This window comes from Streptomyces sp. ATLC9 (assembly GCF_057196705.1).
The window spans coordinates 1-6821 of the sequence record NZ_JBXUOY010000268.1 but is presented as its reverse complement, the minus strand read 5'-3'; the positions used below and the strand labels follow the sequence as shown (position 1 = coordinate 6821).

7 protein-coding genes are annotated in these 6821 nt (G+C 72.9%); 3 read left to right on the top strand and 4 right to left on the bottom strand.

Translation table 11 applies throughout. From position 1 onward, the window contains the following. Positions 1–80: 80 nt before the first annotated feature. Positions 81–701 carry a DUF4245 domain-containing protein gene (locus AC2CJA_RS22075; protein ID WP_484604418.1) on the bottom strand — a complete coding sequence of 207 codons (621 nt, stop codon included), beginning with the start codon at positions 699–701 and terminating at the stop codon, positions 81–83. A 151-nt stretch (positions 702–852) separates the two neighbouring features. Between AC2CJA_RS22075 and glpX the strand changes: the two genes are divergently transcribed. After that, positions 853–1887, top strand: a complete 1035-nt coding sequence (gene glpX / locus AC2CJA_RS22070; RefSeq protein WP_484604417.1) for a class II fructose-bisphosphatase — start codon at positions 853–855, stop codon at positions 1885–1887. 106 nt (positions 1888–1993) lie between these two features. Here the strand turns inward: glpX and AC2CJA_RS22065 are convergent, their stop codons facing one another. Then, on the bottom strand, positions 1994–2353 hold the full coding sequence (locus AC2CJA_RS22065) for a WhiB family transcriptional regulator (protein ID WP_484604416.1): 360 nt from the start codon (positions 2351–2353) through the stop codon (positions 1994–1996). Between the two features lie 265 nt (positions 2354–2618). Continuing rightward, the gene (locus tag AC2CJA_RS22060) at positions 2619–3539 is read right to left on the bottom strand and encodes a hydrogen peroxide-inducible genes activator (protein ID WP_484604415.1); all 921 of its coding nucleotides are present in this window, start codon (positions 3537–3539) and stop codon (positions 2619–2621) included. A gap of 233 nt (positions 3540–3772) precedes the next feature. Between AC2CJA_RS22060 and AC2CJA_RS22055 the strand changes: the two genes are divergently transcribed. Together AC2CJA_RS22055 and AC2CJA_RS22050 are read left to right on the top strand one after the other, a co-directional pair. After that, positions 3773–4327 carry a peroxiredoxin gene (locus AC2CJA_RS22055; RefSeq protein ID WP_484604414.1) on the top strand — a complete coding sequence of 185 codons (555 nt, stop codon included), beginning with the start codon at positions 3773–3775 and terminating at the stop codon, positions 4325–4327. A gap of 17 nt (positions 4328–4344) precedes the next feature. Next, positions 4345–4911: an alkyl hydroperoxide reductase gene (locus tag AC2CJA_RS22050; protein WP_484604419.1), complete on the top strand. Its 567-nt coding sequence runs from the start codon at positions 4345–4347 to the stop codon at positions 4909–4911. Positions 4912–4997: 86 nt separating this feature from the next. On the opposite strand, the gene AC2CJA_RS22045 is transcribed toward AC2CJA_RS22050, so the two are convergent. Continuing rightward, on the bottom strand, positions 4998–6821 hold a 1824-nt coding region (locus AC2CJA_RS22045; protein WP_484604413.1), incomplete at its 5' end, for a SpoIIE family protein phosphatase.

Below are 6821 nucleotides of genomic sequence, written 5' to 3'. Positions count from 1 at the left end.
ATTTTTTAATAGACCCCCCCCCGGCGGCCCGGGCCCGCCGGCCCCCCGCGGGCCCCCCCGCGTCCCGGGACGGCTCCCGCTCAGTCCTTCCCGGGCGCCCCGGTCTCCAGGGGCTCCCGGGTTTCCCCGGCCTCCTCCGGATCCCCGACCTGCTCCGCCTCCAGTGCGTCGGCCAGCCGCGTGAGGCTCTCGAAGGACGCGGTGCCCGTCACCACCGTGGTCACCCCTGACTCCTGCCGGACCAGGGCGTCGTATTTCTCGCCCTCGTAGCGCTCCCACTCCTCGCCGCCGGCCGTCCGGGTGCGGTCTGCCGGTTCCGCCCCGTGGGTGACGCTCCTGATGAACCTCTCCGGCTCGCCGTCGCTCTGCTCGACGGCCGCGTACTGGTCGTCCGGGTCCATGAAGCCCAGATGCCACACGGCCCCGAGGTCGCTCTGCCCCTTGTAGTCCACCGAGGTCGCGCGCCAGTCCCGGGGAAGGCCCACGGGCGCCGCCACCGGGTACGGCGCCGCGCGCCGCGCCGTGACCAGCTCCACCTCGTAGCTGATCGGGCGCACCGGGTCCAGCGAGTCGTCGTGCGGGACGAGCAGGTACACGAACCCCGCGCCCAGAAGGATCACCAGCAACGACAGCACCATGTCCCGGGCCGTCTGCCTACCGCGCTTGTTCTCCGTGCTTGACACGCCTCCATCGTCCCCCATGCCCGTTTCCGTCCGGACCACCACCCCCGTCGCGCTCGTCCGTGGGGCAGTCTGCTCACTGTGCCACTGCGCCGGATAGGGTCGAAGGCACCCTCAACACTTCGGCCGTCGCGTTCGGACGCCGTACAGACGTGCAGAAAGGTGCGTCACGATGACCGATCACCACCACCTTCCCTCCCAGCTCGAAGTAAGCCCCGAGGCACCCGACCGCAACCTCGCCCTCGAACTCGTCCGCGTGACCGAGGCGGGCGCCATGGCATCGGGCCGCTGGGTCGGCCGCGGCGACAAGAACGGCGCGGACGGGGCGGCCGTCCGCGCGATGCGTACCCTGGTCTCCACCGTCTCGATGAACGGCGTGGTCGTCATCGGCGAGGGGGAGAAGGACGAGGCCCCGATGCTCTACAACGGCGAGCGCGTGGGCGACGGGACCGGCCCGGAGTGCGACGTGGCCGTGGACCCGGTGGACGGCACGACGCTGACCGCCAAGGGCATGGGCAACGCGGTGTCCGTGCTGGCCGTGGCCGAGCGCGGATCGATGTTCGACCCGTCGGCCGTGTTCTACATGGACAAGCTCGTCACCGGTCCGGAGGCGGCCGAGTTCGTCGACATCACCGCCCCGCCCTCGGTCAACATCCGCCGGGTCGCCAAGGCCAAGGGCGGCACGCCGGAGGATGTCACCGTCGTCATCCTCGACCGGCCGCGCCACGACAGCGTCGTCAGGGAGGTGCGGGAGTCCGGCGCCCGGATCAAGTTCATCTCCGACGGCGACGTGGCGGGCGCGATCATGGCCGTCCGCGAGGGCACGGGCGTCGATCTGCTGCTGGGCATCGGCGGCACGCCGGAGGGCATCATCGCCGCCTGCGCGATCAAGTGCCTGGGCGGCGTGATCCAGGGCCGGCTGTGGCCCAAGGACGACGAGGAGCGGCACACGGCCCTCGACGCGGGCCACGACCTGGACCGGGTCCTGACCACCGACGACCTGGTCAACGGCGACAACGTGTTCTTCGTCGCCACCGGCATCACCGACGGCGACCTGCTGCGCGGGGTGCGCTACCGGGCGGAGACGGCCACCACCCAGTCCCTGGTGATGCGGTCGAGGTCCGGCACCATCCGCCAGATCGACTCCACCCACAAGCTCTCGAAGCTGCGCGCCTACAGCGCCGTCGACTTCGACCGGGCCCGCTGACGGGTACGGCGGCGGGCGTGTCGGCGGGCCCGCCGCCGCACCGGCGCGGAAGGCACCGGCGCCGAGGGCCGCGCCGAGCGGGGAACCGGGGAGCGGGCGGGAGCGGTCAGGCGATACGGGGCACCTGGGCCGACTGCCCCAGCTCGGCGTCGCGGCGACGGCGACGGGCGAGCACCACCCTGCGCTCGGCCGCGGTCAGCCCGCCCCACACCCCGTACGGTTCGGGCTGGAGCAGCGCGTGCTCACGGCATTCGACGAGCACCGGGCAGCGCGCGCAGACCCGCTTGGCCGCCTGCTCACGCGACAGGCGCGCCGCCGTGGGCTCCTTGGAGGGCGCGAAGAACAGGCCGGCCTCGTCCCTGCGGCAGACCGCCTCGGAGTGCCACGGTCCGGTTTGCTCCCGCGAGGAGGTGCGCTGGACGGGGACGACGGCGGCCTGCGGAGACTGATGCGGCGTTTGCAGCACGGTCCACTCCTGACGACGGCTACGGCTGTTCGATCTTTCGATTGAGTCACCCTGACCCGCCTTGCTGCGCACGGCAGTTCGCGCTGCGGCCGTACGAGAGACGATGCCTCGGCTCTACCCACTGTGCGCACGCTTATGCATACGGTGGCGTACGGCCGGACAGCCCGCCGCGCACCCGTCCGGCGGCGGGCGGCGGCACGTACGGCAGCCGTGTGCGCAGCGTGACCCGCGGTGGGTCCGGCCGCGGCACGGACCCGGCGCCGCGTCAGTCCACGATGCGCACCGGAAGCGGACGCATTGCCTCCCGCAAATCCTTGGCGAGCACCCCGAACTCGTCCCGCCGGGCCGTTCCCGCCCGCATCGCCAGGCCGATCCGCCGCGAGGGCGCGGGGTCGGCGAAGCACGCGGTCGCCAGCAGTTCGTTACGCCCGGTCTCCACGTGCAGCGAGGTGCGCGGCAGCAGCGTCACGCCCAGCCCGCCGGCGACGAGCTGGACCAGGGTGGACAGCCCCGCCGCGCTCGCGGTGGCCGGCGCCCCTTCGGTGCGCCCGGCCTCCCGGCACACGTCCAGGGCCTGCTGGCGCAGGCAGTGCCCCTCGTCCAGGAGCAGCAGCTCCAGACCGCGCAGCGTCTCGCGGGGCAGGCCGCACCGGCCGGCCAGTTCGTGCCCGGCCGGAGCCACCAGCACGAAGTCCTCGTCGAACAGGGGCGCCGTCTCCACCCCGCCGGCGCCCGCGGTCTGCGGCGCGCCGGGCGGCACCGCGAGCAGCAGCAGGTCGAGCCGCCCGGCCACCAGACCGTCGAGCAGCGAGGAGGTCTGCTCCTCGTGGACCTGCGGATCCAGCGCGGGGTAACGATCGTGAACGAGTCTCAGGACCGTCGGCAGCAGGTAGGGGGCGCAGGTCGGGATCACCCCCAGTCGCAGCGCGCCCGTGAAGGGGGCGCGCGCCGCCTCCGCCTCCTCCAGCAGCTCCTCCACCGCGTCCAGCACTGTCCGGGCTCTGGACGCCAGGCGCTCGCCCGCCGGGGACAGCAGTACCCTTCGCGTCGTACGCTCCAGCAGCTTCACGCCCAGCGACTCCTCCAGTGCCGCGACGGCACCCGAGAGGGCCGGCTGGCTCATTCCGATCTCCGCGGCGGCCTCCCGGAAATGGAGGTTGTCGGCCACGGCCGCGAACGCCCGCAACTGGGACAGCGTGGGCCGGCGGGTCCGTCCGCCGTGCGATGCCGCCTCCTGGCGGGAGTGTCTGCGGGGGGTCTGGCGCGGCCCGGGCGCCGGCAGGGTCACTGATAACCACCTCCGATCAATGCCAGTGAGTGTAGCTATTTCTGTGATCAATGTTGGCTATGGCAGTGTGGGTCGCGTCCAACCCTCAGGAAAGCCCCGTTACGGGTGTTTCCACGCAACAAGGAGCGAGCGTGCTCACTGTCGGTGACAAGTTCCCCGAGTTCGATCTGACCGCCTGTGTGGACCTCGACGCCGACAAGGCGTTCGAGCAGATCAACCACAAGACGTACGAGGGCAAGTGGAAGGTCGTCTTCTTCTGGCCGAAGGACTTCACCTTCGTCTGCCCGACCGAGATCGCCGCCTTCGGCAAGCTGAACGAGGAGTTCGCCGACCGCGACGCCCAGATCCTCGGGGTCTCGGGCGACTCGGAGTTCGTGCACCACGCCTGGCGCAGGGACCACGCCGACCTGCGCGACCTGCCCTTCCCGATGCTGGCCGACCCCAAGCACGAGCTGATGCGGGCCTGCGGCGTCGAGGGCGAGGACGGCTACGCCCAGCGCGCCGTCTTCATCGTCGACCAGAACAACGAGATCCAGTTCACCATGGTGACCGCCGGTTCCGTCGGCCGTAACCCCAAGGAGGTCCTGCGGGTCCTGGACGCCCTGCAGACCGACGAGCTGTGCCCCTGCAACTGGTCCAAGGGCGAGGAGACCCTCGACCCGGTCAAGCTGCTCTCGGGCGAGTGAGGGACTGGGACGACGACATGGCTCTCGACGAACTGAAGTCGGCCCTGCCGGCCTACGCCAAGGACCTCAAGCTCAACCTCGGCTCCGTGATAGGGAACTCCGACCTGCCCCGGCAGCAGCTGTGGGGCACGGTGCTGGCCTGCGCGATCGCCTCGCGTTCGCCGAAGGTGCTCACCGAGCTGGAGCCGGAGGCGAAGGCCAACCTCTCCCCCGAGGCGTACACCGCCGCCAAGGCCGCCGCGGCCGTCATGGCGATGAACAACGTCTTCTACCGCACCCGGCACCTGCTGTCGGACCCGGAGTACGGCACCCTGCGCGCGGGCCTGCGGATGAACGTCATCGGCAACCCCGGCGTGGACAAGGCCGACTTCGAGCTGTGGTCGCTGGCCGTCTCCGCGGTCAACGGCTGCGGGCAGTGCCTGGACTCCCACGAGCAGGTGCTCCGCAAGGCCGGTGTGGACCGCGAGACGATCCAGGAGGCATTCAAGATCGCCTCCGTCGTACAGGCCGTCGGCACGGTGCTGGACGCCGAGGCCACGCTGGCCGGAGCGCAGGCGGACACCCCGGCCGCCGCCGCGGTCTGACGGGCCATCGCGAACCCTCCGCGTGAACGCGACGGACCCCGCACCACTGGTGGTGCGGGGTCCGTCGCGTTCGTCCCGCGGCCGCGCTACGGCATGGGCAGCTCGAACCAGACCACCTTGCCGGTGCTCAGCCTCGTCGCGCCCCAGCGCCGGGCCAGCCGGTTGACCAGGTACAGGCCCCGGCCGCCCTCGTCCGTCGCCCTGGCCTGCCGCAGCCTGGGCAGCTGCGGCACGTCGTCGCCGACCTCGCAGCGCAGCGTGTCGGTGCGCAGCAGCCGCAACGTGATGGGCCGCTCGGCGTAGCGGACCGCGTTGGTCACCACCTCGCTGACCAGCAGCTCCACCGAATCCGTCAGCTCGTGCAGCTCCCAGCGCTCCAGCGCCCGACGGGCCAGGCGGCGGGCCTGCCGCGCGGTCTGGGCGCGCGGGTCGAGGTACCAGTAGGCCACGTCGCTGGGCGGGATGCCGTCGAAGCGGGCGGCCAGCAGCGCGATGTCGTCGTCCCGGTCGCCGGGACCGAGGATGTCCAGCACCTCGTCGCACAGCGGCTCCAGCGGCGGCGGGGTGTCGGGGCGGGTCAGCCCGGCGGTGTCGGTCAGCTTCTCGCGCAGCTGCTCGATGCCGGTCCACACGTCCCGGTGGCGGGACTCCACCAGGCCGTCGGTGTAGAGCAGCAGCGTGGCGCCGGCCGGGGCGTCCAACTCCACCGCCTCGAAGTCCACCCCGCCCACCCCGATGGGCGCCCCGGCCGGGACGCGCAGCACCTCGGCGTGGCCGTCGCGGTGCAGCATCACCGGCGGCGGGTGCCCGGCGTTGGCCACCACGATCCGGTGGGCTACGGGGTCGTAGACGGCGTACAGGCAGGTCGCCATGCGGTCGCTGCCCAGCCGCTGGGCCTGCTCGTCGAGGTGGTGCAGCACCTCCTGCGGCGGCAGGTCGAGCCCGGCCAGGGTCTGGGCGGTGGTGCGCAGCTGGCCCATGATCGCCGCGGAGGTCATGGAGTGGCCCATGACGTCTCCGACGACCAGGGCCACCCGGCCGCCGGGCAGCGGTATCGCGTCGTACCAGTCGCCGCCCACCCGGGCGGTCTCGGCCGCCGGGAGGTAGCGGCTGGCCAGCGTCACCCCGGTGGGATGGGGCAGCTCGTCGGGGAGCATGGTGCGCTGGAGCTCGTCGGCGATGTACGCCTCGCGCCCGTAGAGCACCGCCTTGTCCACGCCCAGCGCGGTGTGCGTGGCCAGTTGCGCGGCCACCAGCAGGTCGTCGCCCTCGAAGGCCGCCCGGTCCGGGCGGCGCAGGAACACCGCCGCGCCGATGACCCGGCGGCGCCCCCGCAGCGGGGCGAGGATCGCCCGGCGCCCGGCCGGGATCTCACGGGCGGGGCCGAGCAGTTCCGGCAGCGCCTCGCGGACGGTGGGCGCGTCGCCGAAGACCGGGCGCACCCCGCGCAGCACCTCGGCCAGCGGGCCGCCGCCACGCACCTCGATCAGCTCCGGCGTCCCGCTCGCGGCGCCCTCCGGCGGGGCGGTGAGCAGGGGCAGCGGGAACTCCCCGGTGTCGGAGGGGTCGGCGTCGGCGGACGCCGGGGCGGCGTAGTCGGGCAGCCGGTCGGTGCGGCGCAGCCGCAGCAGGAAGGGGCCGGTGGGCCGCTCGTCCCCCACCGGCAGCGGATCGCGCAGATAGACCAGGATCGCGTCCGAGAACGCCGGGACGCTGGCACGGCACAGCCCGAGCACGGTCTCGTCCAGGTCGACACCGCGGGCGATCCGCCGGGTGGCGGCCCCCACGAAGCGCAGCCGGTCGCCTCCGCGCCGCTCCCGCTCGGCCCGCTCGTCCGGTCCGTCCAGCCCTTCCGCGCCCGGGTGCCCGGCCCCGGCCGGACCGGCGTCCCGGGCCGCGGGCTCCGGCAC

Excerpts from the sequence above, each read along its gene's own strand:
- AC2CJA_RS22075 (WP_484604418.1), bottom strand. The coding sequence starts at position 701 with ATGGGGGACGATGGAGGCGTGTCAAGCACGGAGAACAAGCGCGGTAGG.
- glpX (WP_484604417.1), top strand. The coding sequence starts at position 853 with ATGACCGATCACCACCACCTTCCCTCCCAGCTCGAAGTAAGCCCCGAG.
- AC2CJA_RS22050 (WP_484604419.1), top strand. The coding sequence starts at position 4,345 with ATGGCTCTCGACGAACTGAAGTCGGCCCTGCCGGCCTACGCCAAGGAC.